We start from the raw sequence: 22,930 nt of genomic DNA, 5'->3' as shown, positions 1-22,930 counted from the left end.
GAAGTTCAGAACAGGGTGTCGCCCGCGCGCAGCGGTCGGTACCCGGTCGGGCCGAGCTGGGCGAGTTCGGCGTCGATGTCGACCTCGATGGCGCCGAAGTTCACGTTCTCGCTGTGGGCCGGGGAGATGTGCGCGAGCACCTCGTCGTCGACATGGCGGCCGCCGCGGCGCAGCAACTCGACGGCGAGCCCGAAGTGCTCCTTGAGTGCCGCCGCCAGGGCGTTCTGCCGCCCGGACGCCGAGAGCTTCCCGACCGGCAGCGACGCGGTCGCGTGCCCGAACTTCAGCGACCCGGCCAGGCGCAGCAGATCGAAGGGTCCGAAGTTGACCAAGGTCACGCCATGCGTGTCCGTCGCGTGCTCGGTGATGGGGCGATCGGTGGCGTTGCCCAGGATCTCATCGAGCACGTAGTGGGCCTTCCACCTGTGGGGTTCCAAAAGTCGGTCACCGGCGTTGACCAGTGGGTTTACGCAGCTCGTTCGTACTCGTTGACCAAGCCTCCGAGCAACCGGCGTCGCTTGATCCGCTGACAGTTGACGTCTGCCGCAGACGCGGCGCCATTGCTGCCGATCATGCCCTGGCCGTCGAATCCGCCTGTCGCCGCAGGTCAGATGCACGGGCCGGCTTCTGGAACCCCACAGGGTGGCCGTGTAGCCCTCGACCCCGGCCTGCGCCGCGGCCGGCGCGCTGGGCTTGTGCGAAGTCAGGTAGTCGGTCGTGGCCGACGAGGCAACGGTGGTCAGTAGCGCCGTACTGATGGAGCCGCCGATTTGCTGACCGGTGTTGATCAGCGTCGAGGCGACGCCCGTGTCATCGCGGTGCAGGCCTGAGGTCGCCCCCTGGAACGCGGTGGTCATCACCCCGCCGATGCCGAGACCCAGCAGGATCAGGCCGGGCATGATGTCGGCGGCGTAGGTGCTGTCCAACTTGAGCCGGGTCAGCAGGGCCATACCGGTTGCGGCGACCAGGAAGCCGGCGCTGACGACGATCTTCGGGCCGGCCTTGGGCAGCACCAGCAAAGACATCGTGGTCGACGAAACGACGACGCCCGCGACCATCGGCAGGAACGCCAGACCGGTCTTGATCGGCGAGTAGCCGAGGCTGGCCGCAAAGTAGTAGGTCAGGAACAGGAAGATCGAGAACATCTCCATGCCCAGGACGAACGCCGCCGCGAACGAACCACCGCGGGTCCGGTCCAGCACGATTCGCAGCGGCAGCAGCGGATGCGCGACCTTGGACTGCAGCCATACGAACACCACGAGCAGGACCGCGCCGACGATCATGGAGCCGAGGGCGACCGGGTCGGTCCAACTGGTGGACTCTACGTGCGCGAACCCGTAGACGATGGCGAACAGCGCGGCGCTCACCACGACGATGCCCGGAATATCGAGTTTGGGCTTCTTGGTGATCACAGGCTTGGCCAGCAGCAGCAATGCACCGATCAGGGCGGGGGCCGTGAAGGCGACGTTCACGTACATCACCCAGCGCCACGACGCCCATTCGGTGAGCATGCCGCCGAGCAGCAGCCCGATCGCGCCGCCCGCACCACCCAACGCACTGAAGATACCGAAGGCCTTCGCCCTTTCCGACGGTTCGGTGAAGGTCACGCTGAGCAGGGAGAGTGCCGCGGGCGCGAGCAGTGCCGCGAAGAGGCCTTGGGTCACACGTGCCGCGACGAGGATCTCGAAGCTGGAGGCCGAGCCGCCGAGAATGGATGCGGCCCCGAAACCTGCCAAGCCGATCACGAAGAGGGTACGTCGGCCCAACAGGTCACCGAGTCGGCCGCCGAGCAGCAGCAGGCTGCCGAACGCCAGGGCGTAAACCCGTGATGACCCACTGTCGGCTGCCGTCGCTGAAGCCGAGGTCTTGCTGCGCCTCGGGCAGCGCGATGTTCACGACGGTCGCATCGAGCATGACCATGAGCTGTGCCATGCCTAGCACGACCAGCACACGGCATGTGAGCCGCGAAGGCCCGAGTCTGTCTTTCCGGAGGCGAGTGCCCCGCGGTCGATGGTGGTGTTCATTTTTCCCCTTGCCTGCTGGGCATGGTTGAAAACCGTCTGGAAACTGATCGGTTTCCAGACGGGAAAACAGATCGGTTTCCTCACCGACGAAGGTGGGGCGAGCGGGTGAGGGGCTGGGATCTCAGGGCTTCAAGGTCATCCTGTGGCCACTTTTGGGCTTACCTCGGCGATCCCCTGGAGGGCGGCGTCGGTGTCCGCGGTGGCCAGCATCCTGTTGATGTCGGCGCCGGCCAGTGCGCCGGCCGCTGCGGAGGCCCCGACCTGGGCGACCAGATCGGTGGCGTTGCCGGCCACCCACACACCCGGCACCTCGGTGGTGCCGGCCGTGCCGGAGGCGAAACCGCGGCCCTTGTTCGGCACGTCTTGCACCGGCAGGCCCAGACCTTCCAGGCCCTGGGTGCGGGCCTGCATCGGCGCGGCGATCGCGAGGACGCGGCGGGCCACGACCTGGCCGTCGGCCAGGCGCACCCCGGCGAGGGCACCGTCCGCGTCGTTGACGACCTCGGAGACCGGAGTGTCGATGATGCGGATGCCGCGGGCGGCGAAGCGGGCGCGGCTGTCCTCGTCCAGGTCGGTGCCGTGGGTGAAGTAGGCGAGGTCCTCGGTCAGCTGACGGAACAGCAACGCGTGGCCGATGGAGACCGGTCCGGTGGCGAGGACACCGATGGGCTCATCGCGCACCTCCCAGCCGTGGCAGTACGGGCAGTGCACCACACTGTGCCCCCAGTGCTCGGCGAGCCCGGGCACCTCCGGCAGCACGTCCGTGAGGCCGGTGGCGACCAGGATGCGGCGAGTGGTGATGCTGCGGCCGTCGGCCAGGGTGACGGTGAACCGCAGGTCCCCGTCCGCCGACGGGGCGGCAGACTCGGCCGAGACCACCTCGCCGTGGACGACGCGTCCGCCGTACTGGCGCACCTGTTCCCGGCCCTGTCGAAGGATCTCCGACGGCGGGATGCCGTCCAAGACGATGAAACTGTGCACGGCCTCGGCGGGCGCGTTGCGCGGGGAGCCGCTGTCGATCACGACGACCGAGCGGCGGGAGCGGGCGAGGATCAATGCACCGTTCAGCCCTGCGGCGCCCCCGCCGATCACCACCGCGTCGACGGTTCCCTCGGCCAGTGCGTCGCTCGCGTACGGAGGAGTCGCCACAGCCATCGCCTCCTGCCTTTCCTTGTCAGTCATGGTTCGGTCGACCCTTCGAGTTCTGGGTGGTTGGAGGAGGTTCCTGCCCTGTCCGGCGAGCTCAGGGGGGTTGTGTACTGAACTGTCAGAAATCTAGCCAGTTCTGTACTGATTTGTCAACTACGGCAGGTCGGCGCTACCTTCGGGGTATGGCAAGACCACGAAGCTTCGACCGCGACCACGTCCTGCATGCCGCCGAGCGGCAGTTCCGCACCTCGGGCTACAACGGCACGAGCGTCGACGACCTCAGCGCCGCCACCGGCCTGGGCCGCGGCAGCCTCTACGCCGCGTTCGACGGCAAGCACGGCGTGCTGCTGCAGGCGATGGCCGGGTACTTCGGCCGGCTGGGGCAGTTTGCGCCGCAGGCGCTCGCCGGACCGGACGAGGGCGCCCTGGAACGACTGCACGGGTACTTGCTCCGCGCCGTCCACGGGGTGCCACTCGCCGACGACGTACCCCCCGCCCCCGACCGGGCGGCAGCGGCCTGCTTCGCCGCCAAAATGGCCCTGGAGATCGGCGCCTCCGACCCCGAAGTGCAACGCCTGGCCAACGACTGCTTCTCCGCGGTCGTGACAGCGGTGGCCGAGTGTGTGCGAGCGGCGCAGCGCAACGGCGACATCGACCCCGACGCGGATCCCGACGACCTTGCGCAGCTTCTGCTGACCATCATCCGCGGGATCGATGTCGTAGGCGCATACGGCCACAGCCCCGCCCGCCTGACCTCGATCGCGGAGAGCGCCTTCGCATTGTTGCCTCGCCCGCGCCACCGCTGAGAAGGACACGGCCGGCCTCGTTGCACAGGCATCTGATGCGGTCGGCCCACTTCGACGCCGCGGAGGACGGCCCGAAGGTTTACGCGCCGCCGGGCGGTCGTCTGGGCGATTGGCGAAGAACTGCGCCCGCATCCAATCGGGTCGCTCCACCGCCTGCGCGGTGTCGCCCGACTTGAACTGCACGGTCAGTCGCCAAACGCCTCGCCGCCAGCAGACGGTGGTACTTCGGCCCCCGCTCCGCCAACTCGGACCGCGTTTGCAGGTGCTCCGCCTCGGTGCCCTCGTATAGCTGGGTGCCTTCCCCGCGGATGCGGGCAGCAGTACGGACTCCCGCCGGGCGTCGACGAGTCGGCGACTGGCCCGATCGTCGCCATCCTGCACGAGCGACCAACACGGGCAGGATGTAGCCGTCTCCGCGGGGATGGCGGCGACCCGCCTTTGATTTCGATCGGCAAGCAGGCCCTTGCGCGGCATGCACTTCGGTGACCGGTGCGTGCCGCACCTGCCGTCGGCTTCGGACGGATCAGCGTGTGGCCGTGCGGCTATCGATGGCGATGAGGCCGGCCGCGGTGTTCGAGACCGGTACGTGGTAGGCCGAGTGCACCTCGGTCACGTTGTCGCCGAGTGCGCCGCGCATGACCAGCCACATCACCAGTTCGGCGCCCTCGGATCCCGCCTCCTGGATGAGGTCGGTGTTCGACAGCTTCGCCAGCCGCCGGGGGTTGTCCACGATGTCGGTGAGGAACGTCCTGTCGAACTCGCTGTTGATGTGTCCGGCCCTTCTGCCCTGCAGCTGGTGCGACATCCCTCCGGTACCGACGACCCCGACCCGGGTGCCGCCCGGGAAACTCGCGATGGCCCGGCCGATCGCCGCGCCGAGGTCGAGGCAGCGCTGCGCGGACGGTGTGGGCTGCTGCACCACGTTGACCTCGAGGGGGACGATCTTGACCGGCCACTCCGGTGGCGAGCCGAACAGCACCGTCAGCGGCACGGTCAGCCCGTGGTCGACGTCGAGCTTCTGGGCGACGGCCAGATCGAAGCCTTCGGGGATCACCGACTCGATCAGGTGCCACGACAGGTCGGCGTCGCCCTGGGCGACCGGTACGTTGCGGGCGCCGTAGCCCTCGTCCGCCGGCGCGTATGCCTCGGCCGCGCCGATCGCGAACGTCGGGAGCAGTTCGAGCGAAAAGGACGACGCGTGGTCGTTGTAGATCACGATGACCGTGTCGAGTTCGAGCGATCGCACCCACTCGCGGACGGGCGCGAACTTTTCGAAGACCGCTGCCGCGGGGCCTGTCCCGTCGCCTTCCATCGCGACGCCCAGTGCGGGGATGTGTGAGACCCCGAAGCCGGCGATGACCTCAGCCATGAGGGTTCCTTCCACCGTTGCGCATCATTTCGACGAACTCCTCGGTGCTCATGCCCGCCATCGTCGCGACGATGTCCGGCACCTTGAGGCCGTCGACCATGCCTATCTTGTAGATGAAGAAGATGTTCCCGCCGAGCTCGATCATGCGGTGGAAGTCCCGGTTGCGGACGGCCTCCTTCTGCTCGGCGGACAGCCCGAACCGCTCCATGAACGCCTCGGGGTCCGCGACGAACGCGTCGCGCTCGGCCTTCTTGTTCAGGGTGATCGCGAGATTGTTCAACGGCAGGCCCTCCCGCGAGCGTCGTCCGTCGAAGACGATCGTCCCGGGGATTTCCGTGGTGTCCGCCGGCGGTCCCGTAGGGTCGTCTGCCATCGACCGGGCTCCTTTCCTCCACCCGCTGGGGTACGGGTCGGCTTGCGATCAGGACTTGTCGAGTCGTGCCACGAGCCGCGGGAACAGGGCGCGGGCGTTGTCCTCGTAGATCGCCTTCCGGTCCGCGTCCGAGAGGAAGCCGATCTTGTCGATGACCGGTTTGATGTCATCGAAGTGGTGGCCGGTGTCCGGGTTCATCGCCGAGCCGCTGCCCGGGCGCTCGGTGCCGAACAGCACCCGCTCCGGCCCGACGACCCGGAGCAGCAGCTCCAGCGATGGCGGGCTGTGCAGCACGCTGTCGAACCAGAACCGCTTCAGCGAAGTCTCGAACCGTTCGGACTCCGGGCCGCCGCCCAGCAGCGGGAGCAGCCGCTCGGCCTGCCAGCGTCCGATCTGGTAGGGCACCGAGCCGCCGCCGTGCGAGACCACGATCTGCAGGTCCGGGTAGCGTTCGAACACGTCGCTGCGCAGCAGGGACAGGATCGCGATGGACTCCTCGGTGATGAAGTGTTCGCTGTAGGACTCCCGGCCCGAGTAGCAGCCCGCGGAGTGGATCTGCATCGGCACGTCGAGCTCGATGAGCTTCTCGTAGAGGGGGTACCAGTACGGCTCGTTGAGCGTCGGCGCTTGGCCGGTGCCTTCGTACGGGTCGGGGTTGACGATGACACCGACGAAGCCGAGGTCGTTGACCGCGCGCTCCAGCTCGCGGAACCCTCGCTCGACGGGTTCGCCCGGCAGGATCGGCACCCCGGCGACACCCGCGAACCGGGTCGGATGCAGCTCCACCGTGCGGGCGATGGTGTCGTTCCAGGCCGCGATCCACGGTTCGACGAGCGACGCCGGCGTCATCGAGTGACCCTGCTGGTACGGCCGCGGTGACAGCAACTGCACGTCCGTGCCGACCTCGTCGAGCGCGGCGACGTTGGCCTGCGCGCAGGCGGCCAGGGCCTCGTCGGCGATCTTCGGCTTGCCGAAGTGGTAGCCGCCGTTGGCGATCAGGTTGGCCCGGTAGGCGTAGAGGCCGTCGGGGGCGACCAGGTGGGCGTGAGAATCGATGATCACTTCGCGAGCCTCTCGATGTTGGCGACGATTTCGCACTGCAGGGCCTGCACGGTCAGTTCCTGGACCAGCGTGTGCCGCGCCGGCCGGCCGGCCGGGTCGGGGAACGCCTTGACCCAGTGCTCGTCGATCAGGGATTTCAGGGAGCGGTCGCGCACGAAGAACGTGCACTTGACGATGTCACCGAGGTCGCCGCCCGCGGCCTCCACGATTCGCCGGATGTTGTCGAAAACGAGGGCGGCCTGTCGCTCGGGCTCCTCCGGGATGGAGCCGTCCGCGGGGTCCATCCCGTTGATCCCGCTGGAGAGCAGCAGTGACCCGACGAGGCTGGCCTGCGGGATCGGGGCGCCACCGTGGTGCAGGCCCTCGACGTCGATCGAGTTGCGCCACCTCATGATCGGTCCGTCCGGGTCTGCAGGGCGTGATAGCCGTTGGCCTGCCGGGCCTCACGCAGTGACGCACCGGCCTCGACCGCCTTGCGGATGGCCTCCTCGGCCTCGCGGATGCCGGTGGCGACGTCGATCACCTCGTGCACCCGGGCAGCCGGCACGCAGACGACGCCGTCCCCGTCGCCGACGAGGTAGTCGGCCGCCTCGATGCACACACCGCCGAGGGTGACCGGCACGTCGTAGCTCTCGACCCGGACCCGGTCCTTGCCCGTGCGCATCCAGCGCGACCGGGCGTAGAGGGGGTAGTCCAGCTCGACGGCGCGGTCGGAGTCGCGGCAGACCCCGTCGATGACCGTGCCGGAGATGCCCCGGCGAGCGGCGGTCGCCGTCAGCAGGTCTCCCCACACCGTCGCGTCGAGCCGCCCGGCGTTGTCGATCACCACGACGGTGCCCGGGGCGAGGTCGTCGATGTAGTCGCCGACGGTGCCGCCGGTGCCGCTGATCGGGACGTACCGGACCGTGAACGCCCGCCCGGCCAGGCGCGAGGTCCGCTGCAGCGGCAGCAGCCCGGCGATCTGCCCGTTGATGCCGAGCTTGTCCAGTGCGTCGCTGACGTGGCTGGTGTCCAGCAGCGCCAGTTCCCGCACCGCGGGGTCCGTGGCGGACCCGGGAAGCGTCTCACTCATGTCCATCAGCCCTTCAGCAGGTTTTCGTAGTCGGCGCCCATCACGTCGACCATCGGCACGCCCTCGCGCACCCTGGCGACCATGGCGCGCTCCTTGGCCGCCACGGTCTCGGCCTTGGCGAGCACGGCCTCGATCTCGGCGGCGGGGACCACGACCACCCCGCTCCCGTCGGCGAGCACGTAGTCGCCCGGGTGCACCGGCACGCCCGCCAGCTCGACCTCGACGTTCCAGGCCCGCTCGACCACCCGCGCCCTGGCCGTGCGCGGGACCCCGGTCCGTGCGAACACCGGGAGTCCGAGATCGGTAGCCTCGTCGACGTCACGGACCGCGCCGTCGACGATCACTCCCTCGATTCCGGCCTGCCGGGCGCCCGCACTCAGCACGCCGCCCCAGCCGGCCACGGTGGTCCTGCCGTGGTGAGCGACGACAAGCACATCTCCGGGGCCCGAGGCGTCGACCGCGGCGGTTCCGAGGTGCCGCGGGCTCTCGACCTGTCCCGCGTCGACGAGATCGATCGTCACCGCCCGACCGGCCAGGCGGTGCCGTCCGGTGACCGAATGCAGGCCGAGCGCGGCGCCGTGGAGACCCAGTGCGTCGAGGGCATCGGACACCGCGCAGGTGTCGAGCGCCCCCAGACGTCGGAGCGTGTCTTCGCCGGCCGGTTGGTGTTGGTTCACGGACTGCTCCTTCGTATCGCTTCGGAAGTGGCCATGGGGCTGCCGGACGCGGACCTCACCGGCGGAGCTCGGGATACTGGTCATCGCGGTACTCGGTCACGGCGATCTCGCCGTTGGCCGCGTGTTCTTCCCGGCTGCGCAGCTCGACCCGGCGGATCTTGCCGGAGATGGTCTTGGGCAGTTCGGCGAACTCGAGGCGCCGGACGCGCTGGTACGGCGCCAGGTTTTCGCGGGCGTGCCGGAGGATCTCGAACGCCGTCTTCTCGTTCGGCTCGTACCCGGCGGCCAGGGCGACGTAGGCCTTCGGCACCGCGAGGCGCACCTCGTCCGGGGCGGGGACGACCGCGGCCTCGGCCACCGCCGGGTGCTCGATCAGCACGTTCTCGAGCTCGAACGGGGAGATCTTGTAGTCGCTGGCCTTGAACACGTCGTCGGTGCGGCCGATGTAGAAGATGTAGCCGTCGGCGTCGCGGGAGGCGACGTCACCGGTGTGGTAGTAGCCGCCGGCCATCGCCTCGGCATTGCGCTCCGGGTCGCCCGAGTACCCGGTCATCAGGCTCATCGGCCGGCGGGCGAGGTCCACGCAGATCTCGCCCTCGTCGGCGGGGCGCCCGGTGAGCGGGTCGACCAGCACGATCGGCACCCCGGGCAGCGGCAGTCCCATGGAGCCGGGTTTGACCGGCATACCGGGCACGTTGCCGATGGCCAAGGGGAGCTCGGTCTGCCCGAACCCGTCGCGGATGGTGAGCCCCCACGCCTTCTCGACCTGGTCCATCACCTCGGGATTGAGCGGCTCGCCTGCCGACATCAACTGGCGCAACCCGCCGGGGCCGCCGGACAGGTCGGCTTTGATCAGCATCCGCCACACCGTCGGCGGGGCGCAGAAGGTGTTCACCCCGGCCCGGCGGATCCGGTCGAGCAGTGCGGCCGGGTCGAAGCGGGAGTAGTTGTAGACGAAAATCGTGGCCTCGGCGATCCAGGGGGCGAAGAAACACGACCACGCGTGTTTGGCCCACCCGGGGCTGGAGATGTTCAGGTGCACGTCCCCCGGCTTGGCCCCGACCCAGAACGACGTCGCGAGGTGCCCGACGGGATAGGACACCTGGGTGTGTTCGACCAGCTTGGGCCGGCTGGTGGTGCCGGAGGTGAAGTACAGCAGCTGGGGGTCCGACGGCGCCGTCCCCGGGTGTTCGGCCGGCGGTACGACCAGCGCGTAGGCGTCCCGGTAGGCCACCCATTCCCCCGGAACCTCGGCCGTCTCGCCGACGGCGAAGCGGGCGTAGTCGCCGGGCACGGAGTCGAACTTGCCGGTGTCGGCGGCGTTGACCAGCACGTGTTTCGCGCCGCCCCGGCTGATGCGGTCCGTCAGCTCGGCCGGGCCCAGCGCAGTGGTCGTCGGGAGGACGACCGCGCCGAGCTTCATCACCGCGAGCATGGCCTCCCACAGCTCGACCTGGTTGTTCAGCATCACCAGCACCCGGTCGCCACGGCGCACACCGTGGCGGGCCAGGTGCGCGGCCACCTGGTCCGAGCGGCACGCCATCTCGTCGAAGGAGTAGCGGGCCTGCGACCCGTCCTCCTCCACGATCCACAGCGCCGTCCGGTCGACGCCTCGCGCCACGGCGTCGAACCAGTCGATCGACCAGTTGAACCGATCACCGAAATCCGGCCAGGCGAACTCCGCCACGGCTCGTGCGTAGTCGGTGGACAGGTTCTGCAGCAGATCGCGAGCAGCGCGATATTTCTGTGTGGTGTCGTGGTTCATGACGCGTCTTTCGCCTTTCGTCGGCCTCGGCGGAAGTGGCCGATCGCCCGCCGGATCGGTGCGGGGGTCACAGCTCGAGTACCAGTCGCGGGCAGGTGGCTGCGGCTCGCGAGACGCACACCATCAGCGATTCGCCTTTTTCTCGTTCGGCCGCGCTGAGGACGGCGTCGCGATGTTCGACGTCTCCGGCGAGCACGCGGGTCTCACAGGACCCGCATGTTCCTTCCTCGCAGGAGGAATCGACGTAGACGTCGTTGTCGAGCAGGACATCGAGGATCGACTCCTGTGGCGATACCGAGAGGACTCGACCGGACGAAGCCAGCTCGATGTCGAAAGCCCTGTTCTCGGACGGATTCGCCGGCTCGACGGGGGCGAAGCGCTCGACGTGGAGCTGTTCGGGACACGCGGCTGTGCGTTGGGCGAGCGCGTCGAGAAGCGGACCGGGACCGCAGGCGTAGATGTCGGTGCCGGATGAGAGCCGCGCGAGCAGCCCGTCGAGATCGATGAGGCCACAGACGTCCTGCGGGTGATATGTGACCTTTCCCGGGTAGGTCTGGCCGAGTTCGTCGGCGAACGCCATGGACTGCCTGCTGCGGCCGCCGTAGGTCAGCTGCCAGTCGACTCCGTCGCGGGTGGCCTGCGCCATCATGGGCAGGAGCGGGGTGATGCCGATCCCTCCGGCGACGAAGTGGTAGCCGGCCGCCGGCCGCAGTGGGAAATGGTTGCGCGGGCTGCGAGCGAGAATCCGTCCGCCCTCTCGGATTTCTTCGTGGATGTAACGAGACCCGCCGCGACCGTTCTCCTCCCGGAGCACCGCGATCCGCCACGTCATGCGATCAGCGGGGTCCCCGCACAGCGAGTACTGGCGTGTCACGCCCCCGGGGATGAGGAAGTCGGCGTGCGCGCCAGGCTCCCATTCCGGAAGCGGTCCTTCGTCGGCCGCGCGTAGCCCGAGCACGACGATGTCAGCCGTCACCTCACGGCGCTCGTGCACCGTGAGAGCGAACTGGGTGTCAGCTGCGAGGTGGTCCATCGCAGTGCCTCACTTGTCCTCGATGTCTTCGTCCGCAAGCGTTCTGCGTCGCCTAGCTGGTCACGTGTATCGCTGCCACGGGACACGCCAGGGCCGCCGCGGTGGCCGCGGCCTCGATCGCGTCGCCCGCGACGGATTCCTTGATCAAAACCTCGACGGCGCCCTCGTCGTGGAGCGCGAAGACGTCCGGCGCGATTCCTTCGCACAGTCCGTGGCCCTCACAACGGGACGTATCGACGACGATCCTGGGCATGGGTGCCTTTCCGGTCGGTTCGGAATGGGGAGGGGATCGCACTCCGGGAATTGCCGCGCGAACGCGTCACACCCGGACAGTCACGGGCAACGTGGCGATGCCGCGGAGGATGTTGTGGACGTTCCAGACCGGCTCGCCGGTCAGCTCGAAGCGCGTGACCTTGTCGGCGAGTGCGGTGAAAAGCGCGGTGGCTTCCAGCTTCGCGAGTCCCTGCCCGACGCAGCTGTGGATGCCGGAGCCGAAGCCGACGTGGCCCGCGGTGTCGCGGTGGATGTCGAAACGGCCGGGGTTCTCCCAGCGTCGCTCGTCGCGGTTCGCGGAGGCGTAGCTGACGAAGACCCAGTCGCCGGCGGCCAAGGTGACGCCGTCGGCGTCGAAGTCATGGGTGAGATGCCGGCCGAAGCCCCGGATCGGTGCTTCGAGCCGGACCGCTTCGTTGACCACGTTCGCGATCAGCGTGCGGTCGCTTCGCAACGCATCCCATTGGTCAGGATGGAGGGCGAACTGCCAGATCGCGGTGGACAGGGCGCTGATGGTGGTGTCGATCGAGGGGCCGAGGTAGTCGAGGAGCAGCGGGGGCAGCATCTTTTCGTCGATCTCGCCGGCGCGGGCCTCGAGCAGCATCTGGTGTCCCCAGCTGCCGGAAGCCAGCTTCTGCTCGCCGGCGACATCGGTGATGTATCCGAGGAACTCCTGCAGGTCCGGCAGGGAGGACTGGGTCCGCTCGTTCATCGGGCCCTCGGCCTGGAACGCCGCCGACGCCCACTTCAGCAGGTGCTCACGGCCGTCCTCGGGGACGCCGAGCAGATCGGGCACGACGGAGAGCGGGAATGCCGAGGAGAAGTCCGCGACCGCGTCGAAGGAACCCTTCTCGATGAGCTCGTCGACCAGCAGGTGAGCCCGCCGCAGGAAGTCCTCGCTGTGTCCGCGCAGCGCCCGGGGGGTCAGCCGGGAACCGAGAATCCGCCGCAGGTGGTCGTGCTCGGGCGGGTCGGTGCACAGGACGCTGCCGCCCTTGGTGGCCTGGTTCATCACGTCGTTGAGGCCGACACCGGAGGCGGAGGAGAAACGGTCGTGGTCGCGCAGCGCGGCGAAGACTTCGGCGTAGCGGGGGAGGAGCCAGCAGTCGTAGCGGGACATCCACAACGCGGAACCGGCGTCGCGCAGCTCGCGGTACGTCGGATGCGGGTCGGCGATCACTTCGTCGGCAAAGAGATCGATATCGGTGCTGGGCAAGGTCTGCGTCATCGTTGACTCACTCCTCGGGTTGTCGGCTGCGGTTCGATCGGCCGGTGTGGGCTAGGCCGGGGTGGTGCTGGTGAAGATCCGGGCTTCGCGGGCCCCGCCGGTGCGCAGGGCCTCGCCCGCTTCGGTGATCCCGGCCAGCGGGTCGTCGCCGGGCCGGATCTCCCGTCCGCCGCCCGCGAGCAGCAGCCGCACGATCCTGGTCAGTTCGGCCTCGGGCTCCGCCGGGCCGTCCGCGGCGCGCCATGCGACGTGCCGATCCGGGCGTACCAGCAGACATCCGCCTGGCCGGGTACCGGACACCGCGAGCCACTCGCCACCTGGGTCGGTGACGTCGCCGCCCAAGCCGATCGTCACGACTGTCACGGGGCAGCCCGTGGCGGCCGCGGCCTGTTCCGCGGCGTCGTTCCACGACGTTTCCGCGGCCACCGGCGCGAACACGGTGAAGCCGGCCGGGGCGACGAGATCGACGGTCGACACGGTCTCACCGCGGCGCTCGAGCCGGCAGTTCGGGATGTGGTGGCCGGGCCGGGCACTGGGTTCGAAGATGGTGGCCGTGTGGTGGTGGGGCGGCGGGGCGGTTCCGTCCGGAACCACGGCGCCGAACTCGTAGGCGAACCCGGCCTCGATGTTGAGCTGGCTGTAGTCCTCGGCGTTCGCCGCGACGGCCTGCGCGCTGGCGGCCCGGCGACGCTCCCCTTCGGGCGTGTCGCTCGCCCAGACGGCGATCTCGCGCCACCCCTCGTCCTCGCCGATGCCCGCACGCAGACCGAGCGACGCAGCGACCGGACCGTGGCGGCCGGCGTTGCGAAGCGAGTGCTCGATGTTGCGGGCGGCGACGGGCTTTCGCTCTGCTTCGTAGGTGTCGAGCAGCGAGTCGTCGGCGTAGCCGTCCAACACCGCGGCGAGCTTCCACGCGAGGTTGCCGACGTCGCCGATGGCCGTGTTGAGCCCCAGCCCGCCGGTCGGCGGGTGCCGGTGCGCGGCGTCGCCGACCAGCAGGACGGAGCTCACGCGGAAGCGCTCGGCGACGACACCCTCGAACTGCCAGTGGCTGATGGCGTGCAGATCGATGTCGAGGTCCGGCACACCGAGAGTGCGACGCACCCGTCCGATCAGCGAGGCTTCGTCCTCCCCGGCCGGGTCGCCGACGCGAAACGCCATCGTCATCGACCACTCCCGGCACCGGGCGCCCCACGGCCCGGGGCCGAGCCCGAGCAGTGCCCCCGAGAAGCTGCCTTGTCCCTCCGGGTTGACGAAGTAGGTGATCAGCGCTTCCTCGTCGGCGTGAGCGGCGAGGTCCGCCGAGAAGTAGACGTTGACCAGATCGAGCAGCGCGCGCGGCCCGAGCAGTTCGACGCCGAGCAGGTCGGCGCACGTCCGGCCGCCGTCGGCGGCGACGACGTACCTGGCCTGCACCTGGTAGGTCTCCTCACGCTGCGTGTCGCGGATCGTGGCCGTCACTCCCGATCCGTCGTGCTCGAGCGCGATCAGTTCGCTGTGGCCGCGCACCCGGCCGGGCCACGATCGGTCGGCGTGCTCCCACAGGATCCGATCGAGCCGGATCTGGGGCAGGTTCGCGAACGGACGCGGGCTGGCCAGCCGGTAGTTGCCGAGATCGGTTCCGCCGCCCCACGCCTGAACGTGCCCGATCTTGAGCCCGTGCTGGGGTGCCGGCCCGGCGAGGGAGGTGTACCAGGCGACGCGATGCCACTGATCCTCCGGCGGGGACTGCGCGTAGATCTCCTCGGCCACGCCGACATCGTGGAAGGTCTCCATGGTGCGCACGTTGAGCAGATGGGCACGTGGGTAGTGGTTGGTGAAACCACGCCGCTCGATGAGCAGGCCGTCTATCCCTCGCCGAGCGAGCTCGAGGGCCATGGTCAGTCCGGCAGGCCCGCCGCCGACGACGAGGACCGGTACCTGCAGCGGCTCACGAGTGCCGCCGTCGCTGTCCAGCATGGGTGCCGCCTCCTTGCGGTTCAGACCCAGGATATTATCCAATCTTGGCGCCGTGGCAAGCCCTAAGGCTGAGGCTGTTCCGGTGACGGGTGGCGCCAGGGGGTGGCGTCGATCGAGTTGCGCAGCCGAATAACACCAGTTCAAAGGCTGTTTGCGCATGATCAACTTGCCTGACGTAAGCCTTTGCCTTTGCTTCGTGGTCTGACTGAAGGCAACAAGGTTAGGCGGATCCGTCTAGCAATTCGGTCAAGATGGTTATACGATCCTGAGCCTTGCGGCACCGCGGAAGTCTCGGATCTTGCCGCCGCAACCCCACGAGCCGGACGGAGTGGTCCATGCGCACGACAGCAGCTGTCCTCGCCAGCCGAGCGGAACGGTTCACGGTCGAGGAGGTCGAGATCGACGAACCCCGGGCGGGTGAGGTACTCGTCCGCCTTGTCGCCTCGGGCGTCTGCCACACCGATGCCGTCGCGCAGCAGGGTGACCTGCCGTTCCCGGTTCCCGGAGTGCTCGGCCACGAGGGCGTCGGACGGATCGAAGCGCTGGGCGACGGCGTCACCGGTCATGCGGTCGGCGACACCGTCCTGCTCGGGTGGCCGTGGTGTGGACAGTGCCGCAACTGCCTCGCCGGGCAACCCCGTTATTGCCTGCAGCTCGCGCCGCTGCTCATCGGGGGCGGACGGGCCGACGGTTCGACGTCGCTGCGCAGGCTCGATGGCACCCCGCTGCACAGCCACTTCTTCGGCCAGTCCTCGTTCGCGCAGCACGCGATCGTCGGCCCGAGCAGCCTGGTCCCGTTCTCGACCACCGCACCGACGGAAGCCGTCGGCGTACTGGCATGCGGGATCGCGACCGGAGCGGGAGCCGTGCTCAACACCTTGAGCCTCGGTCCAGGCGACAGCCTCGTCGTCTTCGGCGCCGGCGCGGTCGGTCTCGCCGCCGTGATGGCGGCCCGGCTGACCCCGGCGACCGCGATCGTCGTCGTCGAACCGAACGCGGCTCGCCGCGCGCTGGCGTCGAAGCACGGGGCGACGGAGGTCCTCGATCCGGCCGGCGTGGACGTCGTTCCGGCGATCCACGAGATCTGCGGGGGTACCGCGGACGCGGCCCTGGACTGCACGGGCATCCCGGCCGTCATCAGGCAGGCGATCGACAGCGTCGGAATGCTCGGCACGGCCGTGCTGATCGGGGCCGCGCCGGCGGGCGCGGAATTCAGCGCCGACCATCTGAGCACCCTCTGGGGTAAGCGCATCGTGGGCACGCTCGGCGGGGAAAGCCAGAGCCCGCGACTGGTGCCCGCGCTCCTGGCACTGCACGACCAGGGCCGCTTCCCGTTCACCGACCTGATCCAGTACTTCCCCCTCGCCGAAATCAACGAGGCGATGGAGGCGTCCAGGGCGGGCGACGTCGTCAAGCCGGTGCTCCAGCTCTCAGAACCTGCTCACGACACGAAAGGCCGACACTGATGTCGCTGCTGGAACTCGCTGCCTGGCAAGGACTCATCCATTCCGATGGATGGGTCGAAGGGAGCGCGGGGCAGGCCCTCGTCGTCGAGCCCGCGACCGGAGCCGAACTGGCCCGGGTGGGCGTCGCCGCGCCATCCGACGTGAGCAGGGCAGCCCGCCTTGCCGCGAACGCCCAGCGGGACTGGGCGGCGCAGCCCTACGTCGCGCGGGCCGCGGTCCTGCGACGGGCGGGACAGCTGTTCATCGAACACGCCCAGGAGATCGCGGACTGGCTCGTGCGCGAGTCCGGTGCGGTCCGGCCGTTCGCCGAGTTCCAGACCCAGGTCGCCGCTGAGGAGTGCTTCGCGGCCGCGGCGCTGGCGGCGGAACCTTACGGGCAGCTGCTCCGCACGGCGTTGCCGCGGCTGTCGATGGCCCGTCGCGTGCCGGTCGGGGTCGCCGGGGTGATCGCGCCCTTCAACGCGCCCATCGTGCTCGCCATCCGCGCGATCGCCCCGGCGCTGGCCCTCGGCAACGCGGTGGTCTGCAAGCCCGATCCGCGGACGGCCGTCAGCGGGGGAGTCGTCTTCGCCCGCGTGTTCGAGGAGGCCGGGTTGCCCGCCGGGGTGCTGCACGTCCTGCCCGGTGACGCCGCCGTGGGCGCGGCCGTCGTCGAGGCGCCGGAGATCCGGGTGATCGCCTTCACGGGATCCACCGGAGCCGGTCGCGCCGTCGCCGGGCTCGCCGCCAAGCACCTCAAGCGGGTCCATCTCGAGCTGGGCGGCAACTCCGCCTTGATCGTGCTCGACGACGTCGACCTCGAGACCGCCGTTTCCGCCGGAGCGTTCGGCTCCTTCAACCACGCCGGACAGATCTGCATGGCCACCAGCCGGCATCTCGTCCACCACGCCGTAGCCGACGACTACGTCCGTGCCCTCGCCGCGCATGCGGAGAAGCTTCCCGTCGGTGACCCGACGGGCCCCGTGGCCCTCGGACCGATCATCGACGCGGGTCAGCGGGACCGAGTGCACGCCCTCGTCACCGGCAGCGTCGAGGCGGGCGCCGAACTGGTGACCGGCGGGACCTACGACGGCCTCTTCTACCAGCCGACCGTCCTCGCCGCGGTCACCCCGGACGTACCCGCGTTCTCCTCGGAGATCTTCGGCCCGGTCGCCCCGGTCACCGTCTTCCACGACCTCGACGAGGCCGTCCGGCTCGCGACGGCGACCCCCTACGGGCTGTCCCTCGGGATCCTGACCCGCGACGTCATGGCCGGCCTGGCGCTGGCCGAGCGCATCCCGACCGGCCTGGTCCACATCAACGACCAGACGGTCAACGACGAGTCCAACGCCCCGTTCGGCGGGCTCGGCGACTCCGGCACCGGCTCTCGGCACGGAGGCGCGGCCGCCAACCTCGAAGCGTTCACCGAGACCCAATGGGTCACGGTCCGGGGAGATCTCCCGCAGTACCCGTTCTGAGCTCGGCCGGGCGGGCATGCGCGCCCAGCACTGACACCGAAGAAAGTGAGGACTGCTCCATGCCGGATTCCGGCTCCCAGCCCAGCGGGGTCTCCTCGGCCACGGTCCACGAGGCCTCGGGCCGGCGCGGTGCGCTCCCCTCGCGCATCAAGCCGATCTCCGAGAGGATGTACGTCAACGCTCCCGCCTTCACGGTCCGGCTCGCGCCCGGTGACAACCTGGGCCTGCACCGCGCGATCCTCGCGGCGGAGCCGGGCCAGGTGCTGATCGCCGACACCGGGGGCCATCTGGAGTACGGCTACTGGGGAGAGATCCTCAACGAGGCGGCGATGGCCCGCGATCTGGCAGGTCTCGTCATCGACGGGGGAGTCCGCGACGTCGGACGCCTCCGCGCGGCCGGGTTTCCGGTGTTCGCCGCCGGGATCTGCATCCGGGGCACGGTGAAAGACGCCACTTCGGCGATCTCCCTGTCGACGACGATCCGGATCGGAGAGGTCGCGATCCGGCCTGGAGACGTCGTCGTCGGTGACACGGACGGAGTCGTGGTGATCCCGGCCGCCGAAGCGGACGACGTGCTGCGCGCGTCCACCGACCGCGATGCCCGCGAGGAAGCCATCATCGGCCGCGTCCGTGCCGGGGAGCCGACCCTGCGGATCTACGGCCTCGAGACGTGACGGGCGGGGCCGGGTATTTCGACGTGGACCGGGCAACCGGTGCACGCCAAGTATCATGGCGTCCTCCGTGGTCTGCCGGCCCGTGGGGCGCACCGATGGGAGGTCGAGTGGCAGGGGTGGAAACGTCAGCGAAGGTCGACGGAGCAGCGCCGGGTGCTGCGGGTACCGCCCTTCGAAAGCTCCGCGCCCTCGTGGTGACGGGCGAACTCAAGCCCGGTGACCAGATTCGCCAGGACGAGATGGCCGCGAGGCTGGGCGTGAGCCGGGTTCCCCTGCGCGAGGCACTCCGCGTCCTGTCGACCGAGGGCCTGCTGACCCACCGGCTCCACCAGGGCTACTTCGTCGCCGATCTGAGCACGGACGAGTTCCGCCAGATCGTGGCTCTGCTCGAGTTCCTCGAGACCGAGCTCATCCGCACGGCGCGCTGGCCCACGAACGAGGAGATCGCGCAGCTCCGCGAGATCAACGCGAGGCTCTCGACGACGGCGTTGTTGTCCGATCCCGCCGCGTCGAACGAGGCGAACCGGCTCTTCCACTTCGCGGTGTTCCAGCTGTCACCGCTCAAGGTGTTCGTCGCCGAGGCGGAACGGTACTGGGCACTGGCCGAGCCGCTGCGCCTGCTGCACGTGGTCACGACCGCCGAGGAAGAGATCAGCGACCAGCACGAGCAGCTCATCGACGCGCTGGCCGCACAGGATCGCGCCTTGTGCATCCGGGTGCTGAACGAGCATCGCCGTGCCACGCTCGCAGCCGCCCTGAACGCGGTGAGCAGACGTGATGAGCAGGTCACGGAGCAGCGTTCCGCCGGCTGACAGGACTGTGACAGCGCGGACCTGCGGTTCGATATCGACCTTGCCGGTGACCGACGGGGCGAGCTCACCCGCCGCCGCCTCGTCCACGTCGCGTACTGACCGGCTCACACAAACGGAAAAGTTGGCACGTCACCGGCACGTGCGGTGTGGGTTGCCAACCGAATATCAGAGGAGCACCACATGACGAACAACAACAACAGCACCGCCGACGCGGTCGGCGTAGTCGAGGCGTACATGCAAGCAATGCAGATCAAGGACACTGACACGATCTTGCGGCTCTACGCCGACGAGGCCGAGATCATCCCCGAGAACCGGCCCAGCCTGCGCGGCCGCGACGCCGTTGAGTCCTTCTACGCCAACACCTTCGCCGCCGTCGGGATGGAGGTCAACGTGGAGGTGGTCTCGACCGAGGTCTACGACGAGATCGCGATCGTCCGATCCGAGCAGCCCGTCACGGTGATTGCCGTGGCCGACGGCACTCGCACCCAGGCCTACTTCCGCGAGCTGTTCGTGCTGCGTCGCACCCCGGACGGGTGGCGCATCCACAAGTACATGTTCTCCCAGAACCCGGCGCAGGCCTAGCAGCCGGCGGTCACCGACCACGGTCGCGAAAGGCGCACATGCCCGAGGATATGGGCCGACTGTGGCTTGAGCGCGCCGAGGCCGGGGACACCGACGGCGTGCTCGCGCTGTACGAGCCCATCGGGGCCTCACCCTGCCCAGAGGTCCGCCGGCGGCAACGCTCGGGAACTCTGCGCGCAGGAACTCGATCGCTGCAGCGGTTCGTCACCACCTCGACCTGGGATCACGTCGAGGCCCAGTGACGCCGTGCCACCGAACTTCTCGACCGCCGGGGTCCGCCGGCCCCCGCGCGGCAGCCGGGGGCCGAAGTCAGTCTGGCCCGCCGGGCCCCTGGCCTCAGCCCTGATGCGGGTCGGTGCCGTTGAGTGCCGCGACGACCTGGTCGTAGTCGCCGCGGGCTTCGCCGTAGCGGAGGAATTTGACCCGCTCGACCTGGATTTCTGTCGCCTCCGGCTGGGTCTCGAGGATGCCCATCACCTCGGCGACGAATTCACCGAGCGGCATCGCCTGGTCGTTTTCGGCGTGGCCCGGCAGCAGGTCGGTCTGCACCGCGGGCGGTTCCAGTTCGAGGACGCTCACCGAGGTGTCGGCCAGTTGCAGCCGCAGCGACTCGCTGAGCATGTGGATCGCCGCCTTGGACGCGTTGTAGCTCGGCGTCACCTTGAGCGGGGTGAAGGCCAGTCCTGAAGAGACGGTCACGATGGTGGCGTCCGGCCGGGTGCGCAGGTGCTCGACGAAGGCGGCGATCAGGCGGATCGGACCGAGCACGTTGGTCGTCACGACGTTTTCGGCCGACTCGAGGAACGTTTCGGACTGGTGCCAGTCCTCGACGCGCATGACGCCGGCCATGGTGACGAGCACGTTCAGCCCGGGGTGGCGGGCGAGGACGTCCTTCGCGGCCACCTGAACGCTCGCGGCGTCGGCGGTGTCGATCCGGACCGTGTCGATGGCGGGGTGCTCGGCCGCGATCTTCTCCAGCAGTTCGACGCGGCGTCCGCCGACGATCACGGTGTTGCCCCGCTCCTGGAGGGCGAGTGCCAAGGCCAGGCCGATGCCGCTGGTGGCGCCGGGGATGAAGAGGATGTTTCCGGTGATGTCCATGCCCCGAGTCTCGGCGTCCCGGCCGCGTGGTGGCAGAGAGCGCTCATCGGGGGATCGGCGATCCCTGGTTCGCGCCCGGCGGCGCGGGATACTGGGGGTATGGATCGAGCGGAACTGGCGGCCTTCCTGCGGCGGCGCCGGGAGCAGCTGCAGCCCGAGGACGTCGGCCTCCTGCCGGGAGCCCGCCGCCGGACGACCGGGCTGCGGCGGGAGGAGGTTGCGTCGCTGGCCGCGATGTCGACGGACTACCTCGCGCCGGCCTCGTAGCGGGCCATCCGGACCAGTTCGTCGAATTCGGTGTCTCCGCCGGTCGGCCCGGCCGAGACGACCACTGCTTGCGGTCGCCGAGAACTACGGTGCCGTGCATCGCGCCTATCACCGGATCTCCTGGCCGGTGGAAGTTCCGGTCACCGTCATCGTGTCCGCGAAGACGCCGTTTGAAACCGCGGATGATGCGCAGCTGTGGTGTGACGCGCAGGCACGGTTCGCACGACATCCGGCCGACCCTGTCCGGACGTCGTGCTCAAGGCGGTCGGCGACCTGGTGGACAAGCTCCGCTGAACCAAGCGACCTGTCCGGCCGCGACCGCTCATCGGCTTCTTATCTACTGGTGGCACGACCGCAGCCGGGCCAGGCTTGGTCGAGGTGATCGGCAGGGTCGCTCTCTCATCGGCTGCCCGCTGCTGTCTGGTGTGGCTCTCATTTGGCATGCGTCCTGCCGGTTACCGCGGCGTGGAGAGGCTCCAGAGGGGTTTGCCCAGCTCGAAGAAGCGCTGCCCTCCTCGCTGACATCAGTATCTGTCAGATCGAGGAGAGGGACGGCGTGGCACGCGTCATCATCGGCATGGACCCGCACAAGCGGTCCGCGACCATCGAGATCATCAACAGCCGGGAGAAGGTCCTGGCCCAAGGGCGGTTCGGCACCGACCGCGACGGCTACGCCACGATGCTCAAGCTCGGCCGGCAGCACAAAGACCGGGTTTGGGCGGTGGAGGGCTGCAACGGCATCGGCCGGCACATCGCCCAACGCCTGGTCGCAGACGGCGAGATCGTGCTCGACGTACCAGCGAAGCTGTCCGCGCGAGCTCGGCTGTTCGACACCAGCCAATCCCGCAAAACCGACCCCGCCGACGCGCACTGCGTTGCGGTGGCAGCATTGCGCTCCGACGGTTTGCGGCAGGTCACCATCGATGACGTCACCGCGGCGTTGAAGCTGCTCGTCGATCGCCGCGACGGCCTGGGCCGGGCCCGGACCGAAGCGCTGAGCCGGCTGCACCACCTGCTGCTCGAGCTCGTTCCCGGCGGGGCCAAACAATTTCTGTCCGCACCGCAAGCCCGGGCCTTGCTTAACACAGTCCGGCCCCGTGACCTTGTCGGGCGCACCCGCCGGCAGCTGGCCTCTGAGCTGGTCACCGAGGTCGCGGTTATCGACAAGAAGATCAAAGCCGCCAACCAGCAACTCACCGAGCTCGTCGCCTCGACCGGCAGCACGCTGGAGCAGCTCAACGGTATCGGTCCGTCCGGCGCCGCCCGGCTTCTGGGTGACATCGGCGACATTGGGCGGTTCGCCAGCCGGGATCACTTCGCGTCCTGGAACGGCACCGCGCCGATCGACGCGTCCTCCGGCGACCACCGCCGTCATCGGCTGTCCCGGGCCGGGAACCGGCGCATCAACCGGGTCCTGCACATCATGGCCATCGTCCAGCTCCGCAACGACACCGAAGGCCGCGCCTACTACCGCCGCAAACTCGCCGCGGGCAAGAGTCCGATGGAGGCCATGCGTGCCTCGAAACGGCGACTGTCCAACGTGGTCTACCAGCGGATGATCCAGGACGACGAACGTGTCAAGACGGGCCGGGGAGGGCAGGTGGGAGCTGCTCTGCAATCCAGCGCAGTCAGCCCGATCCCGACAGTCGGCACTTCGGAGAAGCCACTTTCCGGACCCGCCGGAACCCACTTGAGAACACCGCATCCGGCGGTCTCTTGACACAGAGGGGTGCCAGAAGAGGACCTTCGGGCGGCGGTGTGGTTCTCGCAAGGTGAACGTT

22 protein-coding genes and 1 pseudogene are annotated in these 22,930 nt (G+C 69.1%); 8 read left to right on the top strand and 15 right to left on the bottom strand.

The genetic code is table 11. From position 1 onward, the window contains the following. Positions 1 to 5: 5 nt before the first annotated feature. The 3 genes from AB0F15_RS23705 to AB0F15_RS23695 form a co-directional block, all read right to left on the bottom strand. Complete coding sequence (locus AB0F15_RS23705) at positions 6 to 1,766, bottom strand: MFS transporter (protein ID WP_360274031.1); 1,761 nt, start codon at positions 1,764 to 1,766, stop codon at positions 6 to 8. A 4-nt stretch (positions 1,767 to 1,770) separates the two neighbouring features. Further along, entirely contained in the window at positions 1,771 to 1,932 is a 162-nt protein-coding gene (locus AB0F15_RS23700; protein ID WP_360274028.1) for a hypothetical protein, read from the bottom strand. Positions 1,933 to 2,159: 227 nt separating this feature from the next. Continuing rightward, the gene (locus AB0F15_RS23695) at positions 2,160 to 3,173 is read right to left on the bottom strand and encodes an NAD(P)/FAD-dependent oxidoreductase (RefSeq protein WP_360274026.1); all 1,014 of its coding nucleotides are present in this window, start codon (positions 3,171 to 3,173) and stop codon (positions 2,160 to 2,162) included. A gap of 182 nt (positions 3,174 to 3,355) precedes the next feature. Between AB0F15_RS23695 and AB0F15_RS23690 the strand changes: the two genes are divergently transcribed. Then, positions 3,356 to 3,979, top strand: a complete 624-nt coding sequence (locus AB0F15_RS23690; protein WP_360274023.1) for a TetR/AcrR family transcriptional regulator — start codon at positions 3,356 to 3,358, stop codon at positions 3,977 to 3,979. 523 nt (positions 3,980 to 4,502) lie between these two features. Here the strand turns inward: AB0F15_RS23690 and AB0F15_RS23685 are convergent. The 11 genes from AB0F15_RS23685 to AB0F15_RS23635 form a co-directional block, all read right to left on the bottom strand. Further along, positions 4,503 to 5,348: a class III extradiol dioxygenase subunit beta gene (locus AB0F15_RS23685; protein WP_360274020.1), complete on the bottom strand. Its 846-nt coding sequence runs from the start codon at positions 5,346 to 5,348 to the stop codon at positions 4,503 to 4,505. Then, on the bottom strand, positions 5,341 to 5,721 hold the full coding sequence (locus tag AB0F15_RS23680) for a protocatechuate 3,4-dioxygenase (RefSeq protein WP_360274017.1): 381 nt from the start codon (positions 5,719 to 5,721) through the stop codon (positions 5,341 to 5,343). The genes AB0F15_RS23685 and AB0F15_RS23680 overlap by 8 nt, the downstream gene beginning before the upstream one ends. Before the next feature lie 48 nt (positions 5,722 to 5,769). Next, positions 5,770 to 6,783 carry an amidohydrolase family protein gene (locus tag AB0F15_RS23675; RefSeq protein ID WP_360274014.1) on the bottom strand — a complete coding sequence of 338 codons (1,014 nt, stop codon included), beginning with the start codon at positions 6,781 to 6,783 and terminating at the stop codon, positions 5,770 to 5,772. Continuing rightward, positions 6,780 to 7,175, bottom strand: coding sequence for a RidA family protein (locus AB0F15_RS23670; RefSeq protein WP_360274011.1), 396 nt, complete (start codon positions 7,173 to 7,175; stop codon positions 6,780 to 6,782). Before AB0F15_RS23670 ends, AB0F15_RS23675 begins: the two co-directional genes overlap by 4 nt. Then, complete coding sequence (locus tag AB0F15_RS23665) at positions 7,172 to 7,855, bottom strand: RraA family protein (protein WP_360274007.1); 684 nt, start codon at positions 7,853 to 7,855, stop codon at positions 7,172 to 7,174. The genes AB0F15_RS23670 and AB0F15_RS23665 overlap by 4 nt, the downstream gene beginning before the upstream one ends. Before the next feature lie 5 nt (positions 7,856 to 7,860). Then, positions 7,861 to 8,532 carry a 4-carboxy-4-hydroxy-2-oxoadipate aldolase/oxaloacetate decarboxylase gene (locus AB0F15_RS23660; protein ID WP_360274004.1) on the bottom strand — a complete coding sequence of 224 codons (672 nt, stop codon included), beginning with the start codon at positions 8,530 to 8,532 and terminating at the stop codon, positions 7,861 to 7,863. Between the two features lie 55 nt (positions 8,533 to 8,587). Beyond that, the gene (locus AB0F15_RS23655; RefSeq protein ID WP_360274001.1) at positions 8,588 to 10,297 is read right to left on the bottom strand and encodes an AMP-binding protein; all 1,710 of its coding nucleotides are present in this window, start codon (positions 10,295 to 10,297) and stop codon (positions 8,588 to 8,590) included. Positions 10,298 to 10,364: 67 nt separating this feature from the next. After that, a complete protein-coding gene (locus AB0F15_RS23650; protein ID WP_360273998.1) occupies positions 10,365 to 11,330 on the bottom strand; it encodes a PDR/VanB family oxidoreductase in 966 nt (321 codons plus the stop codon). Between the two features lie 52 nt (positions 11,331 to 11,382). Continuing rightward, entirely contained in the window at positions 11,383 to 11,583 is a 201-nt protein-coding gene (locus AB0F15_RS23645; protein WP_360273995.1) for a ferredoxin, read from the bottom strand. A 66-nt stretch (positions 11,584 to 11,649) separates the two neighbouring features. After that, on the bottom strand, positions 11,650 to 12,831 hold the full coding sequence (locus AB0F15_RS23640; protein ID WP_360273992.1) for a cytochrome P450: 1,182 nt from the start codon (positions 12,829 to 12,831) through the stop codon (positions 11,650 to 11,652). Positions 12,832 to 12,882: 51 nt separating this feature from the next. Then, a complete protein-coding gene (locus tag AB0F15_RS23635) occupies positions 12,883 to 14,790 on the bottom strand; it encodes an FAD-dependent monooxygenase (RefSeq protein WP_360273989.1) in 1,908 nt (635 codons plus the stop codon). Positions 14,791 to 15,125: 335 nt separating this feature from the next. On the opposite strand from AB0F15_RS23635, the gene AB0F15_RS23630 reads away from it, so the two are divergent. From AB0F15_RS23630 to AB0F15_RS23610, 5 genes are all read left to right on the top strand, one after another. After that, positions 15,126 to 16,256, top strand: coding sequence for an NAD(P)-dependent alcohol dehydrogenase (locus AB0F15_RS23630; protein WP_360273986.1), 1,131 nt, complete (start codon positions 15,126 to 15,128; stop codon positions 16,254 to 16,256). Next, positions 16,256 to 17,713 (top strand): aldehyde dehydrogenase family protein, encoded by a 1,458-nt coding sequence (locus AB0F15_RS23625; RefSeq protein ID WP_360273983.1) that lies wholly within the window; start codon positions 16,256 to 16,258, stop codon positions 17,711 to 17,713. The genes AB0F15_RS23630 and AB0F15_RS23625 overlap by 1 nt, the downstream gene beginning before the upstream one ends. A gap of 59 nt (positions 17,714 to 17,772) precedes the next feature. Beyond that, positions 17,773 to 18,387: a hypothetical protein gene (locus AB0F15_RS23620; RefSeq protein WP_360273980.1), complete on the top strand. Its 615-nt coding sequence runs from the start codon at positions 17,773 to 17,775 to the stop codon at positions 18,385 to 18,387. 95 nt (positions 18,388 to 18,482) lie between these two features. Then, positions 18,483 to 19,199: a GntR family transcriptional regulator gene (locus AB0F15_RS23615; RefSeq protein ID WP_360274077.1), complete on the top strand. Its 717-nt coding sequence runs from the start codon at positions 18,483 to 18,485 to the stop codon at positions 19,197 to 19,199. 180 nt (positions 19,200 to 19,379) lie between these two features. Next, the gene (locus AB0F15_RS23610) at positions 19,380 to 19,781 is read left to right on the top strand and encodes a nuclear transport factor 2 family protein (protein WP_360273977.1); all 402 of its coding nucleotides are present in this window, start codon (positions 19,380 to 19,382) and stop codon (positions 19,779 to 19,781) included. A gap of 336 nt (positions 19,782 to 20,117) precedes the next feature. On the opposite strand, the gene AB0F15_RS23605 is transcribed toward AB0F15_RS23610, so the two are convergent. Continuing rightward, the gene (locus tag AB0F15_RS23605; RefSeq protein ID WP_360273974.1) at positions 20,118 to 20,882 is read right to left on the bottom strand and encodes an SDR family NAD(P)-dependent oxidoreductase; all 765 of its coding nucleotides are present in this window, start codon (positions 20,880 to 20,882) and stop codon (positions 20,118 to 20,120) included. Between the two features lie 99 nt (positions 20,883 to 20,981). On the opposite strand from AB0F15_RS23605, the pseudogene AB0F15_RS23600 reads away from it, so the two are divergent. Then, positions 20,982 to 21,131 (top strand): annotated as a pseudogene (locus tag AB0F15_RS23600) (transcriptional regulator); the annotation flags it as partial. A 574-nt stretch (positions 21,132 to 21,705) separates the two neighbouring features. Further along, positions 21,706 to 22,869 carry an IS110 family transposase gene (locus AB0F15_RS23595; protein ID WP_360273971.1) on the top strand — a complete coding sequence of 388 codons (1,164 nt, stop codon included), beginning with the start codon at positions 21,706 to 21,708 and terminating at the stop codon, positions 22,867 to 22,869. Positions 22,870 to 22,930: the final 61 nt, after the last annotated feature.

The sequence above is a fragment of the Amycolatopsis sp. NPDC026612 genome, assembly GCF_040638285.1.
Taxonomy (GTDB): domain Bacteria; phylum Actinomycetota; class Actinomycetes; order Mycobacteriales; family Pseudonocardiaceae; genus Amycolatopsis.
Note: the sequence above shows the minus strand (reverse complement) of the source record. Positions and strands in the feature narration are given on the sequence as shown.

Coding starts and splice junctions, on each gene's coding strand:
- AB0F15_RS23685 (WP_360274020.1), bottom strand. CDS start 5,348: ATGGCTGAGGTCATCGCCGGCTTCGGGGTCTCACACATCCCCGCACTG.
- AB0F15_RS23630 (WP_360273986.1), top strand. CDS start 15,126: ATGCGCACGACAGCAGCTGTCCTCGCCAGCCGAGCGGAACGGTTCACG.
- AB0F15_RS23650 (WP_360273998.1), bottom strand. CDS start 11,330: ATGGACCACCTCGCAGCTGACACCCAGTTCGCTCTCACGGTGCACGAG.
- AB0F15_RS23640 (WP_360273992.1), bottom strand. CDS start 12,831: ATGACGCAGACCTTGCCCAGCACCGATATCGATCTCTTTGCCGACGAA.
- AB0F15_RS23615 (WP_360274077.1), top strand. CDS start 18,483: ATGGGAGGTCGAGTGGCAGGGGTGGAAACGTCAGCGAAGGTCGACGGA.
- AB0F15_RS23635 (WP_360273989.1), bottom strand. CDS start 14,790: ATGCTGGACAGCGACGGCGGCACTCGTGAGCCGCTGCAGGTACCGGTC.
- AB0F15_RS23625 (WP_360273983.1), top strand. CDS start 16,256: ATGTCGCTGCTGGAACTCGCTGCCTGGCAAGGACTCATCCATTCCGAT.
- AB0F15_RS23605 (WP_360273974.1), bottom strand. CDS start 20,882: ATGGACATCACCGGAAACATCCTCTTCATCCCCGGCGCCACCAGCGGC.
- AB0F15_RS23680 (WP_360274017.1), bottom strand. CDS start 5,721: ATGGCAGACGACCCTACGGGACCGCCGGCGGACACCACGGAAATCCCC.
- AB0F15_RS23655 (WP_360274001.1), bottom strand. CDS start 10,297: ATGAACCACGACACCACACAGAAATATCGCGCTGCTCGCGATCTGCTG.
- AB0F15_RS23665 (WP_360274007.1), bottom strand. CDS start 7,855: ATGAGTGAGACGCTTCCCGGGTCCGCCACGGACCCCGCGGTGCGGGAA.
- AB0F15_RS23610 (WP_360273977.1), top strand. CDS start 19,380: ATGACGAACAACAACAACAGCACCGCCGACGCGGTCGGCGTAGTCGAG.
- AB0F15_RS23700 (WP_360274028.1), bottom strand. CDS start 1,932: ATGGCACAGCTCATGGTCATGCTCGATGCGACCGTCGTGAACATCGCG.
- AB0F15_RS23670 (WP_360274011.1), bottom strand. CDS start 7,175: ATGAGGTGGCGCAACTCGATCGACGTCGAGGGCCTGCACCACGGTGGC.
- AB0F15_RS23690 (WP_360274023.1), top strand. CDS start 3,356: ATGGCAAGACCACGAAGCTTCGACCGCGACCACGTCCTGCATGCCGCC.
- AB0F15_RS23620 (WP_360273980.1), top strand. CDS start 17,773: ATGCCGGATTCCGGCTCCCAGCCCAGCGGGGTCTCCTCGGCCACGGTC.
- AB0F15_RS23645 (WP_360273995.1), bottom strand. CDS start 11,583: ATGCCCAGGATCGTCGTCGATACGTCCCGTTGTGAGGGCCACGGACTG.